Here is a 23,114-nt window from a genome sequence, read left to right as displayed (position 1 = left end):
TCGTCAGGATTCCGTATATGCAGGAATCTTTCCGTGCAATTCTCCGATCGGAGGTCCCGATGTCCATCATTTCCGCCAACAGCTCCGCTGCACAGGCCATCGTCGGCGAACCCGAGGTCGTCGAAGACAGTTCGACAGGCTCAGTGCAGGCGCGCAACGCCGAGTCTTCCGCCGCATGGGCGCAGCTCAAGGACGCCGCCATCGCCATCCGCGAGATGCAGATCAAGGACGGCTCGATCCCTGATGCTTCGACAGGCTCAGCAACCCACGAGAGGGCCCGCGATCTCGTCGCCGCGATCACCGACGGCATCCGCGCTCTGGCCCCTGCCTTCCCGCACGACGCCGAGTACCTCGCCGCGTCGATCGTCGACTTCGACCGCTGGGTCTCCGAAGGGTTCGGCGTGCCGGACTTCCTGGATTCGCTCATGGCGTTCCAGCCGCAGCAGCACCGGGTCGACGGCATCCGCCACCTGGTGGTCTTCCCCATGTACACGCAGAACGGTTCGAGCGACCGCCTCGTCGAGGCGCTCATCGTCGAGACGATCTGGCCGGAATTCATCGCGGCTCTCGAGGCCGGCGACTACGGCAACAAGCTGTTCGTCTCGCTGCGGCTCGTCGACTTCACGCCCGGGTACGACACGAACTCGGCCGTGCTGTTCCCCGAGACCGTCGCGATGCGCGAGATCCCCTCGTTCACGTGGGGCGCGATCTTCCAGGACCGTGAAGCAGCCCGATACCGCCGGGTCACCCGCGCCGCCGCCGAGATCACCAAACTCGAGCTTCCGGAGCGGGCCGCGGCGATGCTCGACGATCAGGCGCTGACCGAGCGCGCGTTCGTGATGTGGGACATCATCCACGACCGCACCCACATGCGCGGAGACCTGCCGTTCGACCCGTTCATGATCAAGCAGCGGATGCCGTTCTTCCTCTACTCGCTCGAGGAGCTGCGGTGCGACCTCACGGCGTTCCGCGAGTCGGTGACGATCGAGCGGTCGCTGCGTGCGCGCACCGAGGCCGGCGACAACCTCTCCGACTCCGAGCAGGAGATGCTCGACCACGCGGATCTCGTGCAGTACGCCGTGATCTTCGACCGCATCTTCCGCTTCGCCATCACGGGTTCACGCGTGCGCAACTACGACGGTCTCGGCGGGCAGCTGCTGTTCGCCTGGCTGCACCAGCGCGGCGTGCTGCACTGGACCGACACCGCCCTCGCCTTCGACTGGGCAGCCGTTCCCGACGCTGTGGTCGCCCTCGGCGACGCGATCGACGAGCTCTACTGGCGCTCGATCGATCGCCCGAAGACGGCGCACTGGCTGGCGGCCTACGACCTCGTACGCTCCGTCCTCACCCCGAACCCTGCCTCGCGGTGGGCCCGCGGCCTGCCTGACGAGATCCTCGCCGGCGCCCCCAAGGGCTACACGGACGCGGTGCTGGACGACGAGTTCCCCCTGTCCATGTTCTTCGAAGCCCTCGACAAGAAGATGAAGCCGGTCATCGAGTCGACCGTCGGTATCCGGGGCACCGACGACTGACTCGCGCATTTCTGGGGTCCGGTCGCGGGGGCGATCGGACGCAGCGTCTGCGGCCATTCCTGCCCGGGGTGGCCGCAGAACTGTCTCTACACGAGAGTTGAGCACATGAGCGTCACTGAGAGAACCGTCCTTCTCGCCGGAGCCACGAGTCCTTCTGGGCTCGCGCTCGCGCACGCACTCGTCGATGCCGGGGCACGCGTGATCGCCACTGGGCGCTCCGCCGAGCGACTCGAGTCGCTGCAGGCGATCGGAGCGCGGGGCGAGGTGGCCGACGCGACCTCACTGGAGTCGATGACAGAGCTGGCATCGCGGATCGACGCGGTGGATGCCGTGATCCCGCTGGTCGGCGGCTGGCGCGGCGGCGGCGGGCTCGCCGGACAGTCCGACGACGACTTCCGTGCGCTTCTGCCCGCACTCGATGCGGTGCGCGCGACGAGCCGTGCGTTCGACAGTGCACTGCGCGCGTCGGATGCCGGACGTTTCGCGATCGTCTCATCGACCGCGGTGGCGCGTCCCCTGGCGGGAGGCGCGAACTATGCGGCTGTCAAGGCGGCGAGTGAGGCGTGGACGCGCGCGGTGGCGCAGGGCTTCGCCAAGGCGGCGCGGGATGCCGGAGAGCCGCTGCGCGCTGCATCCGTGGTGTTCCGGGCGAAGGCGCTCGACCCTGAGTCTCTCGTACCCCGAGTGCTGGCCCTGTGGGACGCGGACGCCGCCGATCTCAACGACCAGATCATCACGCTCGGCTGACCGCACCACTGCGACCGCGTCAGCGCCGTGCCTCCGGGGCCTCCGGAACCTCTGGCGGCAGGCCGCGCACGGGAGCCGGCGCGTCTGCCGCCGATCGGCCCTCTGCGGCGTCCTCGCCGTTCGGGTCCTGCGCCGGCGCATTCGCATAGAGCTCGGTGAGCTTGCGATACGACTTCGTGAAGAACGCCAGAGTCGCCACGATCACCATGATGATGCCCGCGAACAGGCAGATCAGCGCGATGCCCCGAGCATCACCCTCGCCGAGCAGCCACTCCCACTGCTGCTGCCCCTCGGCGGTCTTCATGTACGGGATGATCAGGAACTCGGCGATCGGTGCGATCAGGAACGCCGTGATCGGAGCGGCTGCGGCTTCCATCGCGGCAGCGACACCGAACACGCGCCCCTGCCTGTCGTAGCGGACCACCTTCTGGATGATCGTCTGCTCGGCAGCCTCGACAGGAGGCACGAGCGCCATGTAGACCCACATGCCGATCACGTAGAGCGGCCACCACTCGCGCAGCATGAAGACCGAGCCGAGGATGCCCATCGCGATCACGACGAGAAGAAGGGTGCGCATCGGTTTGGCGCCCAGCCCGAACTTCGCCACCAGGCCGCCGCCGATCAGGAATCCGGTCGATGCGAACGCCAGTGCGAACCCCCACATCTGCGCGTTGAAGAGAGTGAGGCCGTAGGGATCCATCAGCGCCATGTACACGCCGCCGATGAGGTTGTTGAACGTCGAGAAGATGATCAGCGCGAACAGCCCAGGCGCCAGCCTGATGGCCGCCACGCTGCCGCGGAAGTCGAGCGCGCTCTTGGCATCGGGATCGGGCTGCGGTGTTCCCTCGGGGATCCGGATGAAGAGCAGGTGCACGAAGGTCAGCGCCATCGCGCCGATCGCGATCGCCAGGGTCCACCCCATGCCGAGGAAGCCGATCGACAGCCCTGAGAACACGCTCGTCACGAGGAAGGCCAGCCCTTGCACGGTGCCGACGAGACCGTTGGCATTGGCGCGACGATCTTCGGGCACGAGCAGCGTGACTGTCGTCGAGAGCGCGATGTTGCGCAGCTGCTCGATGACACCGCCGAACAGGATGATCGCCGAGAACAGCCAGAACCACGGGCCACCGAGGTCGAGCAGCGCAGACTCGGGCTGCCACACGTAGAGCACGCCCGCGATCAGGAAGGCGACCGCCGAGATCACGCTCGAGAGCAGCATCACGGTGTGCTTGCGGTTGCGATCGACGATCGTGCCGAAGATCATCGCGAAGAAGGCGACGAACAGCATGTAGGCGCCGCCGATGATGCCCGTGGCGAGCACCGACTGCGTCTCGATGTACACCCAGAACGTCAGCGCGAACCAGAGGAAGCTCGTCGTCACGTTCGCGATGAGCGTGTTGACGAGGACGTTCGCGAAGGCTGTCTTCGCTGCGGTGCGCTCCATGAGTTAGAGGGTAGGCGTGGCCTCGGACATTCGGTAGAGAGGGTTGCGCGACGCGGCATCCGACACTGGCATCCGGCAATAGGCTTGTGCGGTGAGTATTCAGCATGACCCCGCCGTTCGGGGCTTCGCCAGCGACAACTATTCCGGCGTCCACCCCGAGGTCCTCACGGCCATCGCAGCGGCGAACGGCGGCCACCAGGTCGCGTACGGCGAGGATGCCTACACAGCGCGTCTGCAGGAGGTCTTCCGCGCCCACTTCGGCGAGGGCGTGCAGGCGTTCCCGGTGTTCAACGGCACCGGGGCGAACGTCACCGGCCTGCAGTCGATGCTGCCCCGTTGGGGCGCCGTGATCTCGGCCTCCACCGCCCACATCAACGTCGACGAGGGCGGTGCCCCCGAGAGGATCGGCGGGTTCAAGATCCTCGCCGTGCCGACGGACGACGGCAAGCTCACGCCCGAGCTCGTCGACCGCGAGGCCTGGGGCTGGGGCGACGAGCACCGCGCACAGCCGCTGGTGGTCTCGATCACTCAGTCGACCGAGCTCGGCACCCTCTACTCCGTCGATGAGATCCGCGCGCTCGCGGACCACGCTCACGAACGCGGCATGAAGCTGCACCTCGACGGCGCACGCATCTCGAACGCGGCAGCGGCCCTCGACGTTCCGCTGCGCGCCTTCACCCGCGACGCAGGCGTCGACGTGCTCAGCTTCGGCGGCACGAAGAACGGCGCCATGCTCGGCGAGGCGATCGTGGTGCTGAACCACGAGGCGTCGACGGGGCTGCAGTACTCCCGCAAGTTCAACATGCAGCTCTCGTCGAAGATGCGGTTCGTCTCGGCGCAGCTCATCGCGCTGCTCGAGGGTGACCTGTGGCTGCGCAACGCGCAGCACGCGAACGCCATGGCCCAGCGGCTGCGCGGTGAGATCGAGGCCGGCATCGCCGCCGGCGCGATCACCGGCGTCTCGTTCACGCAGCCGACCCAGTCGAACGGCGTCTTCGCGACTCTGCCCGACGGCATCGCCGACCAGCTGCGCGAGAAGTTCCGCTTCTACGACTGGGATGCCGCGCGCAACGAGGTCCGCTGGATGTGCGGCTTCGACACCGAGGAGTCCGACGTCGACGAGTTCGTCGCCGAGCTCGCGCGCCTCACCACGCGCTGAGAACGCTCTCCGCGCTAGCGGAGCAGACCGAGATTGGCGAGAGCCAGTCGGATGAGCGTGCCGCGCCCACCTTCCATCTCGGCGGCGACGGTGTCTGACGCCGCAGCCTCCGGCGAGAACCAGGTGACCTCGAGCGCATCCTGTCGCGGCTCGCACGTGCCGGTGACCGGCACCACGAACGCGAGTGAGACGGCGTGCTGACGGTCGTCGTGGTACGCGCTGACCCCGGGCATCGGGAAGTACTCAGCGACAGTGAAGGGCAGCGGCTGGGGCGGGAGCAGCGGGAAGGCCATCGGGCCCAGGTCGTTCTCGACATGGCGGAACAGCGCGTCACGGATCGTCTCGCCGAACCGGACTCGACCCGAGACGATGGTGCGCGTCATCTCGCCCATCGGCGTCGACCGCAGCAGGATGCCGATCTCTGTCACCTGTCCTGAACCGTCGGTGCGCACCGGAATCGCCTCGACGTAGAGCATCGGCAGATGGCGTCTCGCCTCTGCGAGCTCGTATTCGCTCAACCACCCCGGGTTGGAGTCGCGCGAGGGCTGTGCGGAGCCGAAGCCCTCGAGGCCGTCGTCGGGCTCGGGGTCGGGATCAGGTGTGCGGACGGACATGTCTCCTTTCTACCAGCCGCGTCCTCGACCGAACACCGACTTGCGGCCACGACCGGCATACGATCCGACGATCAGCGCCTGCGAGTGTCGGAAGGCGCTGGCAGGATGGACGGGTGAGCGAAGAACTGATGATCGACGGACTCCTCACGCGCTGGTCGACCGAAGATCGCGCGGGGATGCCGCTGCTGGTGCTGCTGCACGGATACGGCGCCGACGAGCACGACCTGTTCGGGCTGGTCCCGTATCTGCCAGACGGCATCGCCGTGGCATCCGTCGCCGCCCCGCTCGCGCCCCCGTGGCCGATGCCCGGGCGCTCCTGGTATGCCATCGAGGGCCTCGACGGCCGCAGCGCCGCATCGGTCACGCTCGCGGCAGAGGCGTTCCTGCGCTGGCTCGACGAGGCTCGGGGGGATGCTCCCGCGCTGGCTCTCCTCGGCTTCTCGCAGGGCGCCGCCGTCGCGCTGCAGTCCATGCGCCTCGCCCCGCAGAGCATCGACACCGTGGTGGCGCTCAGCGGCTATGCCGCCGCCGGCGAGCTGCCGGGTGACGAAGCCCTGACCGAGTCGCGACCGCACGTCTTCTGGGGCCGCGGCACGAACGACCAGGTGATCCCCGAGGCGCTGGTCGCGCACACCGCAGAGTGGCTGCCAACGCACTCAGAACTGTCGGGCCGGGTCTACACCGGACTCACGCACAGCATCTCGGAAGAAGAACTCCGCGACGTGCATGTCTTCCTCACGAAGTGGCTGGAGCGGGCCGCCCAGGCCTGACCGAGTCGGTCAGCAACCGCGACACGCCCGGGGTTGCGAAAGTTCGACACGCCCGGGTATCGTCGTGGAGTCCTGTCCGCCGTGTCTGGAAGTCCTTTGATCTGATCCGTCGCCTCCGCGCTCATCTTTCCGCGCGCTGACCCGACGATCGCCGACTCCACGGCAGACCACGCCCGCTGCCCTCCGACAGCACCCCGCTCAGACGGGGCCTTCGGGCGACCGGTGTCAGTGCACCCTCGCACTCGACAGGAGACACCATGTCAACGCCCACCCATCATGCATCGGTCACCCTCGACCGGCTCACCTTCACCTGGCCGGACGGCACGACCGCGCTCGACTCGGTCTCCGGCTCCTTCGGCTCCGGTCGCACCGGACTGGTCGGCCGCAACGGCGCCGGCAAGTCGACGCTGCTCCGCCTCATGGCGGGCGAGCTGAGCCCCACGACCGGAACCCTCGCCACGACGGGCGAGGTCGCGTACCTCCCCCAGCAGCTCACGCTCGACGTCGACCGACGCGTGTCCGAGCTGCTCGGAATCGCCGAAGCCCTCGATGCCGTCCGCGCGATCAGCGCGGGCGATGTCGATCAGGCGCACTTCGACGCGGTCGGCGACGACTGGGACATCGAGGCCCGAGCCGAGATGTCCCTGGCCGAAGCGGGGCTCGCCCCCGAGTTCCTCGACCGACGTGTCGGCGAGCTGTCCGGCGGTGAGGCCGTGCTCGTCGCGATAGCCGGCATCCGCCTGCGCCGGGCTCCGATCACCCTGCTCGACGAGCCGACCAACAACCTCGATCGTGACGCCCGCGCGACGCTGGCGGCCATGGTCAGGTCGTGGAAGGGCACGCTCATCGTGGTCAGCCACGACCTCTCGCTGCTCGAGCTGATGGACGACACCGCCGAGCTCTACGCGCAGACCCTGAACGTGTTCGGCGGACCGTACTCCGAATGGCGCGCCTGGCTGGACGCCGAGCAGGAGGCCGCCAGGCAGGCCGAGGTCACCGCGAAGCAGGAGTTCCGCAAGGAGAAGCGTCAGCGCATCGAAGCCGAGGTGAAGCTCGCGCACCGCGCCCGCACGGCGAAGAAGGCGGAGATCGAGAAGCGCGTGCCGAAGATCATCGCGCATGGTCGCAAGATGGCTGCCGAGGTATCGGCGGGAAAGCTGCGCACCGAGGTCGGCGCGAAGGAGGATGCCGCTCGCACCGCGCTCGATGAAGCGGGGCGGCGTCTGCGCTCGGATGCGTCGATGAAGATCGAGCTTCCGGATCCGCAGGTGTCGCGCTCTCGGCGCATCGCGATGATCGGCGACGGCGAGCGGTCGTGGATCATCCAGGGCCCCGACCGCGTCGCGCTGATCGGGCGCAACGGGGCGGGGAAGACGACGCTGCTCGAACGGCTGGTGTCCGAAGCCGGCGTTCACGATTCAGCACAGATGCCGTCGATCGGTCCGGATGACGGCTCTACGGCCCACGGGAAGGAATCCTTGCTGAATACTGAACGGCCGGCGCTGGTCGCGACCGCGCTCACCGATCGCATCGGCTACCTGCCGCAGCGCGTCGACGGGCTCGACGAGAACCGGTCGGTGTTCGAGAACATCGCGGATGCCGCACCGCAGGTGCCCGAGAAGGAGCTGCGCAATCGCCTCGCACGATTCCTCATCCGAGGAGCCACCGCCGAGCGGCCCGTCGCCGCGCTGTCAGGCGGGGAGCGGTTCCGCGTGGCTCTGGCGAAACTGCTGCTCTCGGACCCCGCACCCCACCTCGTGGTGCTGGACGAGCCGACGAACAATCTCGACATCGACACCGTCGACCAGCTCGTCGAGGCGCTGCGGGCATACCGCGGGGCTGTGCTGGTGGTGAGTCACGACGATGCGTTCCTCGCCCGACTCGACCTGGATCTCACACTCGAGATCGAGGCCGACGGCGCACTGACAGCACGGTGAGCTCACGCCCGTCGACTCCGCATCGCCCGGGTATGGGCGATCGCGGGGTCGGCGGCGAGCAGCGTGTAGTCCTCGGACTCTCGAGGGACGAGCGCGACCCGCCCTTCGGCGTCGTGAGCGATCCCCCATCCGTAGCGCTTTCCGAGCGGTGACGAGCGCAGGCACGGCTGCCCCTTCGTGAAGAACGCCTCGCGCGCGGCGGAGTCTTCGGGGTCGATCCCGGCGCGCAGCGCATGGGTGGTGAAGATCACATCGTCGGAGGTACGCGCATACGGCTCCGACGCGATCAGTCGATAGTGAAGAGAGGCGATCGTGGGCTTCTCACCCGTCGGCGGCTCTTCGGCGTGGTCGACGGGACAGTCTTCTGCGACCTCGATGAAGGTGCTCACGTAGTTCGTGGTGTGCGTCGCCATTTCTACATCATGCCCTCCCCCTCGGACAACGGTCGCCCCGATGTCGGTGGCACAGGTGATGATGGAGGGATGAGCGACGTGCTCGACCGCTTCACCCCTGCCACCCAAGACTGGTTCCGGGGTGCTTTTCCCGAACCCACGCCCGCACAGGCCGGCGCGTGGAATGCGATCTCGGCGGGCAAGCACGCGCTCGTCGTGGCCCCGACGGGGTCGGGCAAGACGCTCTCGGCCTTCCTCTGGGCGATCGACAGCGTGTTCCGCGAGCGCACCGAGCAGCCCACTCCACCGGCGAAGCGCACCCGTGCCACAGACAGCTCGCGCACGCGCATCCTCTACATCTCGCCGCTGAAGGCCCTCGGCGTCGACGTCGAGCGCAACCTGCGCTCACCGCTCATCGGCATCGGGCAGTCAGCCAGGCGCCTCGGACTCGAAGCCCCCTCCGTGACGGTCGGCGTGCGCTCGGGCGACACCACGTCGAGCGACCGCCGCAAGCTGGTCTCCGACCCGCCAGACATCCTCATCACCACGCCCGAGTCGCTCTACCTCATGCTCACCAGCCGCGCGGGTGAGACGCTGCGCGACGTGCACACGGTCATCATCGACGAGGTGCACGCGGTCGCCGCGACCAAGCGTGGCGCGCACCTCGCGGTGAGCCTCGAGCGCCTCGACGCGCTGCGCCGCTCGCACGACCACGACGCTCCGGCGCAGCGGATCGGGCTCTCGGCGACCGTGCGACCGATCGACGAGGTCGCACGGTTCCTCGGCGGCGCGGCTCCGGTCGAGATCGTCGCCCCACCCGCATCCAAGACCTTCGAGCTCGGCGTCGTCGTCCCCATGGACGACATGACCAACCCGCCACCACCACCCGGCGCTCCGAAAGACGCCGGCGACGCGACGGATGCGGAGTACACCGAAGTCACCGGCTCCGTCTGGCCGCACGTGGAGGAGGCGATCGTCGACCGCATCCTGCAGAACAAGTCGACCATCGTGTTCTCGAACTCACGACGGCTGGCCGAGCGCCTGACAGGGCGCCTCAACGAGATCTACTCCGAGCGCATCGGCGCCCTTCGACAGGCTCAGGAACCCCACGTGCGGATGCCGGCGGCCATGATGGCGCAGGCGGGCGCGACAGCCGGCGCCGACCCCGTGCTCGCCAAGGCGCACCACGGGTCGGTCTCGAAAGAGCAGCGGGCCCAGGTCGAGGAAGAGCTGAAGTCCGGCGTCCTGCGCTGCGTCGTCGCGACGAGCAGCCTCGAACTCGGCATCGACATGGGCGCGGTCGACCTGGTGATCCAGGTCGAGGCGCCGCCCTCTGCCGCCTCCGGTCTGCAGCGCGTCGGTCGCGCCGGGCACCAGGTCGGCGAGATCAGCCGCGCTGCGCTGTTCCCCAAGCACCGCGGCGATGTGCTGCACACCGCGATCGTCACCGAGCGGATGCTGGCCGGCAAGATCGAGGCCATCACCGTCCCGCGCAATCCGCTCGACATCCTCGCGCAGCAGACCGTGGCAGCCTGTGCCCTCGGCGAGATCAGCGTCGAGGAGTGGTTCGAGACCGTGCGCCGCTCGGCGCCGTTCCAATCGCTCCCTCGGTCTGCCTACGAGGCGACGCTCGATCTGCTCGCCGGACGCTACCCCTCCGACGAGTTCGCCGAGCTGCGCCCTCGTCTGGTGTGGGACCGAGACGCCGGCACGTTGACCGGACGCCCCGGCGCCCAGCGCATCGCCGTCACCAGCGGCGGCACGATCCCCGACCGTGGACTCTTCGGCGTCTTCGTCGCCGGCGAGTCGACCGGCGCGCGCGTCGGCGAGCTCGACGAGGAGATGGTCTACGAGTCGCGCGTGGGCGACGTGTTCACGCTCGGCACGACGAGCTGGCGCATCGCAGAGATCACGCATGACCGCGTCAACGTGATCCCCGCCTACGGCCAGCCCGGCAAGGTGCCGTTCTGGCACGGTGACGGAATCGGCCGACCGTTCGAGCTGGGCGAGGCGCTCGGGAAGTTCTCCCGGGAGGTCTCGGCGACGACGCCCGAGAAGGCGGCACAGCGCCTGATCGACGCCGGCCTCGACGCGCAGGCCAGGATGAACCTGATGGCGCACCTCACCGAGCAGCGGGAGGCGACGGGCACACTGCCGACCGACCGCACACTCACGGTCGAGCGCGGGCGCGACGAGGTCGGCGACTGGCGGGTCATCCTGCATTCCCCCTACGGCATGAAGGTGCACGCGCCGTGGGCTCTGGCGATCAACGCCCGCATCCGCGAGCGCCTCGGAGTCGAGGGCTCGGCGGTCGCGAGCGACGACGGCATCATCGTACGCATTCCGGATGCCGAGGCCGAACCACCCGGAGCCGAGCTGTTCGTGTTCGATCCCGACGAGCTCGAGCAGCTGGTCACGCAGGAGGTCGGCGGCTCGGCGCTGTTCGCCTCCCGCTTCCGCGAGTGCGCGGCCCGCGCACTGCTGATGCCTCGAATGAACCCGAACAAGCGCACCCCGCTGTGGCAGCAGCGCCAGCGCTCGGCGCAGCTGCTCGAAGTCGCGCGTCGGCATCCGACATTTCCGGTGATCCTGGAGACCCTGCGCGAGGTTCTGCAGGACGTCTACGACCTGCCGTCCCTGCGCAAGCTCGCGGTGTCGATCGCCGACCGGCGCATCCGACTCGTCGAGACGCAGCCGTCTCAGCCCTCGCCGTTCGCACGCGACCTGCTCTTCGGCTACGTCGGCGCGTTCATGTACGAGGGCGACTCGCCGCTCGCCGAGCGTCGGGCGGCCGCTCTCTCGGTCGACCCCGCGCTGCTCGGCGAGCTGCTCGGCACGGTCGAACTGCGCGAGCTGCTCGACCCCGACGTCATCGCCCAGTTCGAGCGCGAGGCGCAGCGCCTCGACCCCGAGCGGCATGCCCGGGGCCTCGAGGGGGTCGCCGACCTGCTGCGGATGCTCGGTCCGATGGATGCCGCCGAGGTCGATGCGCGACTCGACCCCGAGACCGGCTCTGCCTCCGAACACCTCGACGCGCTGATCGACGCGCGTCGCGCGATCCCGGTCACGGTCGCCGGCACCACACGCGTCGCCGCGATCGAAGACGCCGGCCGCCTGCGCGATGCGCTCGGCGCGGCGCTGCCCACCGGCATCCCCGTCGCGTTCCTCGAACCCCTCGCCGATCCGCTCGGCGACCTCGTCGCGCGGTACGCCCGCACGCACGGCCCCTTCACGACCGATGCCATCGCGACGCGCTTCGGCCTCGGCGCGGCCGTGGCGCGACACACCCTGCAGCGGCTGGAGCACTCGGGGCGACTGACCAGCGGATACTTCCTGCCCGAGGCCTCCGGCACCGGCAACGAGACCGAATGGTGCGACACCGAGGTGCTGCGCCGCCTGCGCATGCGGTCGCTCGCCGCGATCCGAGGCAGCGTCGAGCCGGTGTCGCCCGAGGCGTATGCGCGCTTCCTGCCCGAGTGGCAGCACCTCGGCCGTCCGCTCGAAGGACTCGACGGCGTGCTCGCCGTGATCGAGCAGTTCGCCGGTGTGCCGATTCCCGCCAGTGCGTGGGAGTCCCTGGTGCTCCCGTCCCGCGTGCGCGACTACACACCCGCCCTGCTCGACGAGCTCACTGCGGCGGGAGAGGTGATCTGGTCAGGACACGGCACACTCCCCGGCCGCGACGGCTGGGTGTCACTCCACCCCGCCGACCTCGCACCTTTCACACTCCCCGAACCCGACGACGAGATCGCCACGGATTCGCTCGAGGCCCGGGTGCTCGCCGCCCTCGAGGCGGGCGGGGCCTACTTCGCCGCTCAGCTGAAAGAGATGGCCGGCGCCGAGAACGAGCAGTCCGTGCTCGAGGCGCTGTGGTCGCTGACCTGGGCCGGCCGCGTGACCAACGACACCTTCGCCCCGATCCGCTCGCTGCTGGCCGGGGGATCGCAGGCCCATCGGGTGACCAGACGCGCCCCGCGCACGCGCACCTACCGGGGCATGTCGCTCGCTCGCACAGCGACGCGACCGTCGTCGATCGGCGGACGCTGGTCGCTGCTGCCCTCCGTCGACACGGATGCCGCTCGGCGCGCGACCGTCACCGCGGGGCTGCTGCTCGACCGCTACGGCGTCGTCACGCGAGGCGCGGTGCAGGCCGAGGGCGTTCCGGGCGGATTCGCTCAGACCTACCGAGTGCTCGCCGGCTTCGAAGAGGCCGGACACTGCCGTCGCGGCTACGTGATCGAGAGGCTCGGTGCTGCGCAGTTCGCGGCATCCGCCACCGTCGACCGCCTCCGCACGTTCGCGGGCCTCGCCGACCCGCCACCGCGCAAGACCGTGACGCTCGCCGCCACAGACCCCGCCAATCCCTATGGTGCGGCTCTCGGGTGGCCCAAGCGCGACGAGGTGTCGCATCGCCCCGGGCGCAAGGCGGGCGGCCTGGTCGTGCTCGTCGACGGTTCGCTCGTGCTCCACCTCGAACGGGGCGGCCGGACGGTGCTGTGCTTCACCGACGACTCCGAGGTGCTGCGAGCTGCGGCATCCGACCTCGCCGCGACCGCGCGCGCCCGCCGCCTCGACACCCTCACGGTCGAGAAGGTCAACGGCGACGGCGTCTACGGCACCGAGCTCGCCCTCGCCCTCCAGGAGGCAGGGTTCGTCGCCACCCCCCGCGGCTACACGCTGCGCAAGGCGGTCTGACCCGGCGGCATACGCACCGCGACGCCGCCGATCCGAACCTCGAGGTACGGACCGACGGCGTCGCGGTGGCGATTCGGCGCGTCAGCTCAGCGGTGTCGATTCCGCGGCATCCGACGATGAGCGACGGGCCACGATGCGCCGCACCAGGAGAATCACTCCGCCGAGCCCGAGGAGCCCGAGTGCGAGGATCCAGGTGACGCCCGGGTCGTAGCCGGTGGTCGCGAGATCACCGTCGGCCGCGCCCCCGTCCGAACCGGAACCGGCGCCCGATCCGGAACCTGCACCCGAACCAGAACCTGCACCGGGATCAGAGCCGGAATCAGAGCCAGAGCCCGGCTCGTCGTCCTCGATACGCACCAACCCGTCGATCGCCGCGCGGATAGCCGATGCCATGGCATCCACCTCGGCCTGGTCGGCCGCCGTGAGCTCTCGCTCGACGGCGGAGATCGCGCGGTTCAGCGCGGCGACGCTGTCAGCCGTGAAGGGACTGAGGTCGGCCGGCACCTCTGCGAGCGCCGCGTCGACCGTGGAGTAGTCCGCAGGGCGCTCGGAGACCGGGACGACGTCTGCCGCGTACGGCGTGAGCGGGTTGTGGATGGTGACCTCGCGGATCTGCTCATCGGCGAAGAAGTCGAGCGCCTTGACCACGATGCGGTCGCCGTACGACTCCACGATCAGGCCGTTGTTGACGTCGCCGATCGTGACCTCGCTGATGCCCTCCGTGTTCTCACCACGTGCATCCCACCCCACGTGCATCGCCACCGTGTTGACCGACCAGAAGCCGTCGGGGTGTCCGTCCGCCGTACGGCGCTGCACCGCCCAGTCACCCAGGGTCGCGGGGTAGTGGGTGTGCCCGCTGAAGACGACCGCGTTCGGGTAGTTGCCGAGGATGCTCGTGAGGCGGTCGTTCATCATGTGGTGGTCGTGATACCAGGGGATCCACGACGCAGAGACGGTGTCGCCGAGCGGGAAGTGCGTGTTGACGATCACCTGCGATCCCTGCGCCGTCCAGTGCGCGAGGCGCTCCTCGAGGAACTCCACCTGCTCGTCGGTCATCGCGACGTCGGACGGGCCGCTGATCTCCTGACCGATCGTGATCACCGGCACCTGACCGCCGGGGCCGCTGAGCACGTACTCGGCATACGCCTTGTCTCGCTCGGCGAATGCGAGGAACCGCTCGAAGTTCGCCGCGAAACCTCCGCTCGCATAGCGCTCGTGGTTGCCGATCGACGCGACGGTGGTGTCGGGTCGGATCGCGGTCGTGTTCTCCATGACCTGGTAGATCTCGTCCCATTCGGTCGATGTGCCGGAGTTCACGAGGTCTCCGACGATCAGCAGACCTGCGGGGTCGGGGGCGAGCTCGTGCAGATCGTTGAGACCGTGTTCGAAGTCCTGGGGGTGCCCCTGGATGTCAGACACCGTCCACAGCGTCGTCGACGCCTCATCCGTCACGAGCGCGCCCTGACGCACGGTCACCGAGTCGATCGCCCAGTAGCGGGCGCCGGCATCCGGTGCGTCGAGCTGCCACTGGAATCGCGCCTCGGCAGCGCCGACAGGCACGTCGATCGCGATCTCCTGCATGTAGTTCAGCTGCAGGGGGTCGTAGCCGTCGGCCACGGATGCGGAGTCGAGGCGCAGCACCTCGGCCCAGTCGCCGCCGTCGAAGCTCGCGCGGACGACACCTGTCTGCGCCGGAGCACCGCGGTAGTGACTGTCGAACGAGAGTTCCAGCGAGCGCAGGTACTCGACGTCGACAGGGGCGCTGGTCAGCGTCGAGGAGAAGGGCTCCGCTCCGAACTGCTGGGCGTCGGCGACTGCGAAGCCGGCGAGCGGGCGGGCGAAGCGTGCGCGCATCTCGTCGACGGCCACCGTCCACTCGTCACGCGTCGTGGCGGACCAGCCCCGGTAGTCAGCGGTGCCGACGCCGTCCATGGTCGAGTCGGACTGCACCGACCAGCTCTCGGGGAGTCCGGCGTCGAAGCCCTCGCGCAGCAGCACACCATCGGTCGCGACGCCCGTCATCACAGGCGCGATCTCGACGGCGGCCGCAGGATCGCCGGGGCTCAACTCGCCGCCGGCAGCAGTCACGGTCACGGTCTGCTGCTCGGTGAGAGGCTCGTAGCCGTCTGCGGCCAGGAACCACAGCGTGTAGCTGCCGGGAGCGGCAGGAACCTCGAGGTCGACGGATCCCGATGCGCCGGGGGCATACATCCAGGCGGCCGAGGTCTGACCGTCACCGCCGGGAACCTCGCCGTCGCGATAGAACCCGATCCAGTTCGTGTCGTCGGGCCTGTCGGTCGCGTACTCGATGCGCACCGTGCTGCCGGCGACGAGGGGGCCGGTCGGCACCTGGAACGTCGAGTCGGCGGCCGCGACCACCGCGAGCGGCACGGTGGCCGGCACCTGCGCACTCGCGGCGATCGGGCTGGCGACCAGCGCGGCGGACAGTGCGACGCCGACCAGGGCGACACCCCTGGTTCGGGTCTGAGGTCGGGAGGGATGCATGGGTGTCGTCCTTTCGAGACGAGTGGGCTGATGTCTCGAGCGTCGCCGCGGACACCCAACCGCGGATGCACGGAAGGTGAACGGACGGCCACATCCGGACTCCCCGACCGGATCCTGCTGGACGCGTGCGCACAGCAGTCCACCGCAGCGAGACCCGACCGGTTCGAGAGTCGGGTCGTCGGCTCGCCTCAGTGGGCCTGTCTGGTCAGCGAAGTGCCCTGCAGAGACGCCTGCACCTGGAACGACATGGTGTCGGCCAGATACCGGTCGTCCCCCGCTTCGATGGCGCGACCGTCTGCCGCGTAGCTCACCCGATTCACGCGGAGCAGCGGGCTCGACCGTCGCACCTCGAGCAGGCGCGCGTCTTCGCTGGACGCGGCGATCGCATCGATCGAGTGCTCCCCGTGCACCATGCGCACGCCGTGGCGCTCTTCCAGCGCGCCGACGACCGACGATTCCTCCGGCGACAGCGCTTCGATCATCGGCGCGATCCACGCCGGATAGGCCGTGCGTTCGAGCATCACGACGCGTCGATTGAGCAGTCGCAGTCGCACGACCTCGAGCACGTCGCCGGCGCGGGACCCGCCGCGCAGCTGCCTCTGCTCGAGTGCGGTGGGGGCTCTGCGGCGCTGCGAGACCACTCGTCCCCCCGGTTCCATCCCGCGGCTCCGCGCCCACTGCGCGAACGACCGCATCTCGGAGAGGCGCTGACTCTGCAGCGTGGTGCGCACGAGCCAGCCCGATCCGCGGCGGGGCGCGATCGCTCCCTGACGGGCGAGCAGCACGAGCGCGTTGCGCACCGTGCCGCGGGAGACTCCGTAGGTGCGCGAGAGCTGTTCCTCGGGCGGCAGCATCCCACCCTCGTCGAACGCCCCGTCGATGATCTGGATGCTCAGATCCCGCGCGATCTCCCGATAGCGATGCAATTGACCTCTCCTCCCGACCTCGCCGCCCTGAACCGGGCAGGCACGCCGCCGTCAGCGTATCCGCGCTCGGCACGCGGAGAGTCATCTGCCGGCCGGCGACTGCACACGTGCACGCACCTGTCCATTGGACTTCACCTGCTGGCCGGCCGGCATTCACCTCAGGTTCGCGGACGGACGCCGCGGTGCTCGTCCCGTCGGGTCGGATGGGCTGAGCGATCCCTCGAGGTCGCAGACCGGAGGACGCCCCGTGCCCGACCGCACACCGCACTCAGCAGATGCGATACCAGCCGAATGGGCAGTGCTCAGCGACATGGACGGCACGCTTCTCGACACCGAGAGCACCTGGCTGCTCGTCGTCGAGGAGTTCGTGCGCCGGCACAGCGGCGCGCACGACCCCGCTCTCGTGTCGACCCTGGAGGGCTTCGACCTTCACCAGGCGGCTGCGACCCTGCGCAGCCGCCTGTCGCTCGGGATGACGACGGCTGCGGTCGCCGACGAGCTCGATCGTCGGTCGATCGAGGCATATGCCGGCGGCGTCTCCTGGACGCCCGGCGCTCGATCGCTGCTGGCCGCCCTCACAGCGGCGCAGGTGCCGCTGGCTCTGGTGACCTCCTCTCCGCGGCACTGGGTGCAGCGATTCGCGCAGACCGTCGACCTCTCGGTGTTCGACGTGATCGTGACGGCTGACGACACCCCGCGCACGAAACCCGCACCGGATCCCTACCTTCGCGCCGCCGAGAGCCTCGGGGTCGCCGCGCATCGATGCGTCGCACTCGAGGATTCCCTCGTCGGCGCGACAGCCGCCGTGGCCGCCGGCTGCACGACCGTCGTCGTCGGAGGCGAAAAGCGCGTTCCGGACACCCTTCAGGTCGACTCGCTGATCACCGTGGACGTTCGGATGCTGCGCGCGGTCGCCAGGGGATCGATGCCCTCTTAGGCTGGACGAATGATCGGGGAGTTCGTCTACGGCATCCGCACCCTGCTGCGCGGCTTCGGCACCTGGCGACGCCGCCCCGGCCTGATGGCCCTCGGGCTCGTGCCTGGGCTCATCGCGGCGCTGGTGCTGCTCGCCGGTCTCGTGCCGCTCGCCCTGTCGCTCGCGCCGATCTCCGACGCCGTCACGCCCTTCGCAGACGGCTGGATCCCCGCCTGGCGATCCGTCTTCAGAGCCGCTGTCGGCATCGTGATCTTCGCCGCCGCGCTCGCCCTCGCGAGTGCGGTGTTCAGCGCCCTCGCTCTGACGATCGGCGACCCGTTCTACCAGCGCATCTGGCGCGCGGTCGAGACGGACCTCGGCGACCCGCCGCCCTCCGAGGGCGGCGGGTTCTGGATGGCGGTCGGCGAGGGACTGCGCCTCGTGGTCCTCGGCATCCTGATCGCGATCCTGGTGCTGCTGCTCGGAGTCGTCCCGCTCGTGGGAGGGGTGCTCGGGGCGGTCGGCGGCGTCGTGCTGTCGGGCCGGATGCTCGCACGCGAGCTCACAGGTCGAGCCTTCGACGCTCGCGAGCTCACCCCCGCCGACCGCGCACTGCTGTTCCGGGGCAGTCGCGCGCGAGTGCTCGGATTCGGGGTCGCGACGCAGCTGTGCTTCCTGATCCCCGGCGGCGCGGTCGCCGTCATGCCCGCCGCGGTCGCGGGCGCCACGACCCTCGCGCGCACCATGCTGGAGCGCACTCCCCTGCAGCAGACTCCCCTGCCGCCCGCACCGCCAGCACCGCCAGCACCGCCAGCACCGCCAGCACCGGGCAGTGTCTCCGCACCCCTGCCGCCGCCCGCCGGATCAGGACACGTCTGATGCCCGAGGGCGACACCGTCTTCCGCACGGCCCGACGTCTCGACGAGGCGCTGGTCGGCGCCGAGGTGGCGCGCTTCGACCTCCGCGTGCCGCGCTTCGCAACCCTCGACCTGACCGGTCAGCCGATCGTCTCCTCGATCGCCCGCGGCAAGCACCTGCTGCTGCGCATCGGCGACAGCACACTGCATTCCCATCTGCGCATGGACGGGGCCTGGCTGGCCTACCGGGCGGGTGAGAAGTGGCGGCATCCGGCGTTCAAGGTGCGTGCGATCGTCGGAACCGCACAGCGCGAGGCGGTGGGCATCGACCTCGCCGAGATCGAAGTGGTGCCGACCCGCGATGAAGACGAGCTCGTCGGGTACCTCGGGCCCGATCCGCTCGGCCCCGACTGGGATGCGGCCGAAGCCGCGAGACGCGTGAGCGCCGATTCCCGCAGCATCCACGTCGCCCTGCTGGACCAGCGCAACGTCGCAGGGTTCGGCAACGAGTACGCGGCAGAACTCCTGTTCCTGCGCGGAGTCCTGCCGACCACTCCCGCGCCGGAGGTCGACGTGCCGGCACTGCTCGACCTCGGGGTGCGCACGATCCGAGTGAATCGTGATCGTCGTCACCGCACCTTCACCGGAGTCGATCGTCCCGGTCAGGGAACCTGGGTCTATGGCCGCGCCGGCAAGCCCTGCCGCCGGTGTGGGACTCTCATACAGCGGGGCGAACTGGGCGCAGATCCCACCCGCGAGCGCATCACCTTCTGGTGCCCCGTGTGTCAGCGCTGACCCGGATCCATGCTCGGGAATGAATCCGGCACACCCGTGGTTATTGATATATCCGGAGAACTCCGGAACACGGGGAGGAATCGTGGGAAAGAACTACGTCGACATCGAGAACGATCAGGGCGCGACGCTGCGGTATCGCAAGCACGCCAACGGTCGCGGTCTCGTCGCGCATGGCGCGAAGGTCCATCCGAAGGCGCATGTTGAAGCCGGCGCCTACATCGAACCCGGCGCGCGTATCGGCGCCGGAGCGACCATCGCCCGCGGCGCATGGATCGAACCGGATGCCGTGATCGGCGAGGGTGCGCACGTCGATGCGCACGCACACATCGGCCAGGGTGCTGCCGTCGGAGACGGCGCGCACATCGGCGTCCGCACCGATGTCGGGGCGGGTGCTCGCATCGTGCGCGGTGCTCGCATCGGCGACGACGAGACGGTCGCCGCAGGCTTGACGGTCGCCACCGACCCGAAGGGGCTGTGGCTCGCGGCCTGACCACGGCCGCGATCTCAGACCGTCACACGGCATCCGCCGGGTACCCTGGAGCACATGGCGACTCAGGGACGACGACCGGCAGGGCGTGCCGGAAAAGGCTCGCCCGTGCGCCGGAACAGGGCGGCACCGGCGCAGCGGTTCCCGCCGCCCAAGCCGCCGAAGAAGACCGCCAAGGTCGTGTTCGATGCGCCGGAACCCGAGTCAAACGAGCCCCGCACGTTCCGGCTCGGAGTCGTTCCCGGTGCCACACCGGGCAAGTGGATCGACGCGTGGAAGCAGCGGATGCCGCACGTTCCCGTCGAACTCGTGCCGATGGAGGTCGCCGATCAGCGTGAGGCGCTCGACGACCTCGACGCGGCGCTGGTGCGGCTGCCGCTGGACGACGAGTCCCTGCACGTCATCACGCTGTATGACGAGGTGCCCGTCGTGGTCGCCTCGATCGATTCCCACCTGCTCGCGGCCGACGACCTGACGATCGCCTACCTCGCCGGCGAGGTCGTGATGGTGCCCACCGACGACCCGCTGGGTCCGATCGACATCCCCGGTGCCCTCGCTCCGTCGTTCGCGCCGCTGGCGGTCGCAGAAGCCATCGCGACCGCTGCCGCCGGAACCGGGATCGTGATCGTGCCCATGTCTCTCGCGCGGATGCACCACCGCAAGGATGCCGGGCACCGGCCTCTGGTCGACGGTCCGACGTCGACGGTCGCCCTGGCCTGGCGCCGCGACCACACGACGCCCGACGTCGAGACGTTCATCGGGATCGTGCGCGGTCGCACATCCAACTCGTCCCGATGACGCGAGCGTGATGGCTCGACGACCGCGGTGACGGCGACCCCCTCCGGTCGTCGTTAGACTCTCGTGGTGGTCTCGCTTCTCTACGTCTGCGTGCGCCCCGAGCTCGGGGCGGCGGATGCCGAGCACGCCTCGTTCCGGCGGGCGCTCGGCGTCGATGTCGTCGACCGCCTCGACCTGCTCGCCGAGCCCCTCGACCCCGCCCGCCTCGCGCGGTACAGCGGCGTCGTGGTCGGCGGCTCACCCTTCAACGTGAGCGACGTCGAGAAGTCGGCGGTACAGCTTCGCGTCGAAGCAGATCTCGAGCGCATCGCCCGGCTGGCCATCGAGGGCCGGATCGCGGCCTTCTTCACCTGCTTCAGCATCGGCGTGGTGACGCGGATGCTGGGCGGGGAGATCACGTGCGACACTCCGGAGTCGGCCAGCGCCACCGTGATCGAGACGACCGCTGCCGGCGCAGCGGATCCGGTGTTCGGCCCGAGCTCCCCCGCCCTCACGGTGTTCACCGCCCATAAGGAGAGCGCCGTCGCCCTGCCGCAGGGTGCGGTGCTGCTCGCCACGAACGACATCTGCCCGGTGCAGGCGTATCGGGTCGGGACTCACCTCTACACAGCGCAGTTCCACCCTGAGCCGACCCCGAGGGACTTCGCCGACCGGATGACGTTCTACCGCACCACCGGCTACTTCGACCCCGACGAGTTCGACGAGGTGCAGGGGCAGGTGCTCGCGGCATCGGTCACCGAGGGCGCGGCGCTGCTGCGCCGCTTCGCGCAGACGTTCGCAGCTGGCTGACCCGAGCGGGTCAGGAGCAGCTCATCGCCGGCTCAGCCGCGCAGCAGCTCCACGCGTTCGCGAAGGTATGCCTCGAGCGGCATCCATCCGCCGGCTGTGCTCCATCTCACCGACGGCACCGCGTCGATCATCGCGAGAGGCCCCGATGCCCCGCCCGCATCCACGCCGTCGAGGTCGATCACCGACCACCCGACGTGCACGACGTCGCCCTCGTCGAACCCGCCCCGCAGCGCCAGCGCACGGCGCTCGGCGCGCTCGCGCGCGGAGTCGGCCGTGTAGCCGCGACGGCCCGGGTCCGCAGCGCGCAGCACCTCGGCGGTCGCCAGAGCGTGCGTCTCGGTGAGCAGCAGCACTCCGATATGCCAGGCGGCTCCCACTCGTACGATGCGGCGACCGCGCCACCGTGAGTCCCGCTCTTCGCCGAGCCCCTCCTGAGGCAGGCCGGAGAGCGCGCGCACGGCGTCGGCGATCAGCGCGGATGCCGTCGTCACAGCTCGCCCTGGGGCGTCCGGCGAACCAGCTCGGGGTCGACCAGCCGTGCGGCCTCGCCGCGGATCAGCATGCCGAGCAGGGGGAACAGCAGCACCGACAGCATGCCTGCGCCGACGAGCGCGGCGGCCGTGCCGGTGTCGATCATCTTCTGATCCACCCCGATGGCCGTCACCGCGACGATGATGGGCAGTCCGGTGGCGGCCAGCAACCCGAGCGCCGTGCGGTCTCTCACGCTCGAGCCCGGCGGGGCGGACAGCTGTGCGGTGGTGCCGCGGAGCACGAGCAGCGCGACGAGGAACAGGGGCAGCATCAGCATCGCCGAAGACGAGCCGGTGAGCGCCTGGAGATCGAAGTTCACGCCGGTGTAGAGGAAGAAGATCGGCACGAGGAAGCCGAACGCGATGGCCTCGAGTTTGGTCTCCATCGCCGCTGCGTCCTTCTCGGGCGCGCGCGCCATGATGATGCGCCACACCGCCCCCGCGACGAATGCGCCGAGCAGCATGTCGAGATCGAGCATGACGCTGAGCCCGACGAGCGCCGCGATCAGCAGCAGCACGAAGCGCACGCCGAACTGGTCGGACGTGTGCAGCGTGGCGCGCACGAACGCATGCAGGCGCCCGTGCTCCATCCGACGGGCCATCAGCACGGCGAGACCCGCCAGCGCCACGAAGGCGAGCAGCACGGCGGTGGCGAGCGGCGTGGTGCGGGTGCTGAGGAAGAGCGAGATCGCGATCAGCGGCAGGAACTCGCCGACAGCTCCGATCAGGGTGACCGCTCGGCCGAACGGGGTGTCCGTCTCCTTCGCGTCCCGCAGGATCGGCATCAGCGTGCCGAGTGCGGTGGAGCTGAGCGCGATGGCGATCACGACCATCCCCTCGCCGGGTGCGAGGAAGAAGCCGATAGCGATTCCGAGCACGACGCTGATGATCCAGCCGATCGAGGCCCGCGCGAGCGGGCGCCCTGAGACGGCGCGGAAGTCGATCTCCGATCCGGCGATGAAGAAGAGCATCGCGAGGCCGAAGTCGCTGAGTTTCTCGAGGATGGGCGTCGGCTCGACCCAGCCGAGCACGGCCGGCCCCGCGAGAATGCCGAGCACGAGCTCGAACACGATGATCGGCACCCGGATCACGGGTCGGATGCCGCGCGCGAGCAGCGGCGCTGCCACGGCGAGCAGCGGGATCAGCACCAGTCCGAGATCGCCCGCGTCCACGCTCCCACAGTAGCGACTCGCAGCGACGATTCGCCCGGTGGTCGCATCC

The 23,114-nt window shown here is 69.5% G+C and carries 19 protein-coding genes; 12 read left to right on the top strand and 7 right to left on the bottom strand.

Going from position 1 to position 23,114, the window contains the following annotated elements; genetic code table 11:
- The first annotated feature begins 59 nt into the window (after window positions 1–59).
- Window positions 60–1,532: a DUF6421 family protein gene (locus ACIOU8_RS06530; protein ID WP_400787268.1), complete on the top strand. Its 1,473-nt coding sequence runs from the start codon at window positions 60–62 to the stop codon at window positions 1,530–1,532.
- 105 nt (window positions 1,533–1,637) lie between these two features.
- Entirely contained in the window at window positions 1,638–2,279 is a 642-nt protein-coding gene (locus ACIOU8_RS06525; RefSeq protein ID WP_400787266.1) for an SDR family NAD(P)-dependent oxidoreductase, read from the top strand.
- Window positions 2,280–2,298: 19 nt separating this feature from the next.
- Here ACIOU8_RS06525 and ACIOU8_RS06520 read toward each other — a convergent pair whose 3' ends face one another.
- Window positions 2,299–3,723 carry an MFS transporter gene (locus tag ACIOU8_RS06520; protein WP_400787264.1) on the bottom strand — a complete coding sequence of 475 codons (1,425 nt, stop codon included), beginning with the start codon at window positions 3,721–3,723 and terminating at the stop codon, window positions 2,299–2,301.
- A gap of 91 nt (window positions 3,724–3,814) precedes the next feature.
- Between ACIOU8_RS06520 and ACIOU8_RS06515 the strand changes: the two genes are divergently transcribed.
- Window positions 3,815–4,882, top strand: a complete 1,068-nt coding sequence (locus tag ACIOU8_RS06515) for a threonine aldolase family protein (protein WP_400787261.1) — start codon at window positions 3,815–3,817, stop codon at window positions 4,880–4,882.
- A 14-nt stretch (window positions 4,883–4,896) separates the two neighbouring features.
- Here ACIOU8_RS06515 and ACIOU8_RS06510 read toward each other — a convergent pair whose 3' ends face one another.
- Complete coding sequence (locus tag ACIOU8_RS06510; RefSeq protein WP_140037965.1) at window positions 4,897–5,496, bottom strand: NUDIX hydrolase family protein; 600 nt, start codon at window positions 5,494–5,496, stop codon at window positions 4,897–4,899.
- Between the two features lie 113 nt (window positions 5,497–5,609).
- Between ACIOU8_RS06510 and ACIOU8_RS06505 the strand changes: the two genes are divergently transcribed.
- Both ACIOU8_RS06505 and ACIOU8_RS06500 read left to right on the top strand, forming a co-directional pair.
- Window positions 5,610–6,266 carry an alpha/beta hydrolase gene (locus ACIOU8_RS06505; protein WP_400787258.1) on the top strand — a complete coding sequence of 219 codons (657 nt, stop codon included), beginning with the start codon at window positions 5,610–5,612 and terminating at the stop codon, window positions 6,264–6,266.
- Window positions 6,267–6,523: 257 nt separating this feature from the next.
- Window positions 6,524–8,203, top strand: coding sequence for an ABC-F family ATP-binding cassette domain-containing protein (locus ACIOU8_RS06500; RefSeq protein ID WP_400787256.1), 1,680 nt, complete (start codon window positions 6,524–6,526; stop codon window positions 8,201–8,203).
- A gap of 2 nt (window positions 8,204–8,205) precedes the next feature.
- On the opposite strand, the gene ACIOU8_RS06495 is transcribed toward ACIOU8_RS06500, so the two are convergent.
- A complete protein-coding gene (locus ACIOU8_RS06495; RefSeq protein WP_400787254.1) occupies window positions 8,206–8,616 on the bottom strand; it encodes a DUF6157 family protein in 411 nt (136 codons plus the stop codon).
- 69 nt (window positions 8,617–8,685) lie between these two features.
- Here ACIOU8_RS06495 and ACIOU8_RS06490 point away from each other — a divergent pair, with 69 nt between their 5' ends.
- Entirely contained in the window at window positions 8,686–13,290 is a 4,605-nt protein-coding gene (locus tag ACIOU8_RS06490) for an ATP-dependent helicase (RefSeq protein WP_400787251.1), read from the top strand.
- Between the two features lie 81 nt (window positions 13,291–13,371).
- Here ACIOU8_RS06490 and ACIOU8_RS06485 read toward each other — a convergent pair whose 3' ends face one another.
- Together ACIOU8_RS06485 and ACIOU8_RS06480 are read right to left on the bottom strand one after the other, a co-directional pair.
- On the bottom strand, window positions 13,372–15,795 hold the full coding sequence (locus ACIOU8_RS06485; RefSeq protein WP_400787249.1) for a DUF4073 domain-containing protein: 2,424 nt from the start codon (window positions 15,793–15,795) through the stop codon (window positions 13,372–13,374).
- 188 nt (window positions 15,796–15,983) lie between these two features.
- Window positions 15,984–16,721, bottom strand: coding sequence for a GntR family transcriptional regulator (locus ACIOU8_RS06480; protein WP_400787247.1), 738 nt, complete (start codon window positions 16,719–16,721; stop codon window positions 15,984–15,986).
- A 247-nt stretch (window positions 16,722–16,968) separates the two neighbouring features.
- Here ACIOU8_RS06480 and ACIOU8_RS06475 point away from each other — a divergent pair, with 247 nt between their 5' ends.
- From ACIOU8_RS06475 to ACIOU8_RS06450, 6 genes are all read left to right on the top strand, one after another.
- Window positions 16,969–17,658: an HAD family hydrolase gene (locus ACIOU8_RS06475; protein WP_400787245.1), complete on the top strand. Its 690-nt coding sequence runs from the start codon at window positions 16,969–16,971 to the stop codon at window positions 17,656–17,658.
- Between the two features lie 9 nt (window positions 17,659–17,667).
- Window positions 17,668–18,516 (top strand): EI24 domain-containing protein, encoded by an 849-nt coding sequence (locus tag ACIOU8_RS06470; RefSeq protein ID WP_400787243.1) that lies wholly within the window; start codon window positions 17,668–17,670, stop codon window positions 18,514–18,516.
- The gene (locus ACIOU8_RS06465; protein WP_400787240.1) at window positions 18,516–19,289 is read left to right on the top strand and encodes a DNA-formamidopyrimidine glycosylase family protein; all 774 of its coding nucleotides are present in this window, start codon (window positions 18,516–18,518) and stop codon (window positions 19,287–19,289) included. The genes ACIOU8_RS06470 and ACIOU8_RS06465 overlap by 1 nt, the downstream gene beginning before the upstream one ends.
- Before the next feature lie 82 nt (window positions 19,290–19,371).
- Complete coding sequence (locus ACIOU8_RS06460; RefSeq protein ID WP_290159041.1) at window positions 19,372–19,779, top strand: DapH/DapD/GlmU-related protein; 408 nt, start codon at window positions 19,372–19,374, stop codon at window positions 19,777–19,779.
- A gap of 54 nt (window positions 19,780–19,833) precedes the next feature.
- Window positions 19,834–20,574: a LysR substrate-binding domain-containing protein gene (locus tag ACIOU8_RS06455; protein ID WP_400787236.1), complete on the top strand. Its 741-nt coding sequence runs from the start codon at window positions 19,834–19,836 to the stop codon at window positions 20,572–20,574.
- A 66-nt stretch (window positions 20,575–20,640) separates the two neighbouring features.
- The gene (locus tag ACIOU8_RS06450; RefSeq protein ID WP_400787233.1) at window positions 20,641–21,363 is read left to right on the top strand and encodes a GMP synthase; all 723 of its coding nucleotides are present in this window, start codon (window positions 20,641–20,643) and stop codon (window positions 21,361–21,363) included.
- A 32-nt stretch (window positions 21,364–21,395) separates the two neighbouring features.
- On the opposite strand, the gene ACIOU8_RS06445 is transcribed toward ACIOU8_RS06450, so the two are convergent.
- The gene (locus ACIOU8_RS06445) at window positions 21,396–21,854 is read right to left on the bottom strand and encodes a glutaminase (protein ID WP_400787231.1); all 459 of its coding nucleotides are present in this window, start codon (window positions 21,852–21,854) and stop codon (window positions 21,396–21,398) included.
- Window positions 21,851–23,065, bottom strand: a complete 1,215-nt coding sequence (locus ACIOU8_RS06440) for a cation:proton antiporter (RefSeq protein WP_400787228.1) — start codon at window positions 23,063–23,065, stop codon at window positions 21,851–21,853. The genes ACIOU8_RS06445 and ACIOU8_RS06440 overlap by 4 nt, the downstream gene beginning before the upstream one ends.
- Window positions 23,066–23,114: the final 49 nt, after the last annotated feature.

Source organism: Microbacterium sp. NPDC087589 (assembly GCF_044743635.1).
In the GTDB taxonomy this organism is placed as follows: domain Bacteria; phylum Actinomycetota; class Actinomycetes; order Actinomycetales; family Microbacteriaceae; genus Microbacterium.
This window is presented reverse-complemented; position numbering and strand designations above follow the sequence as displayed.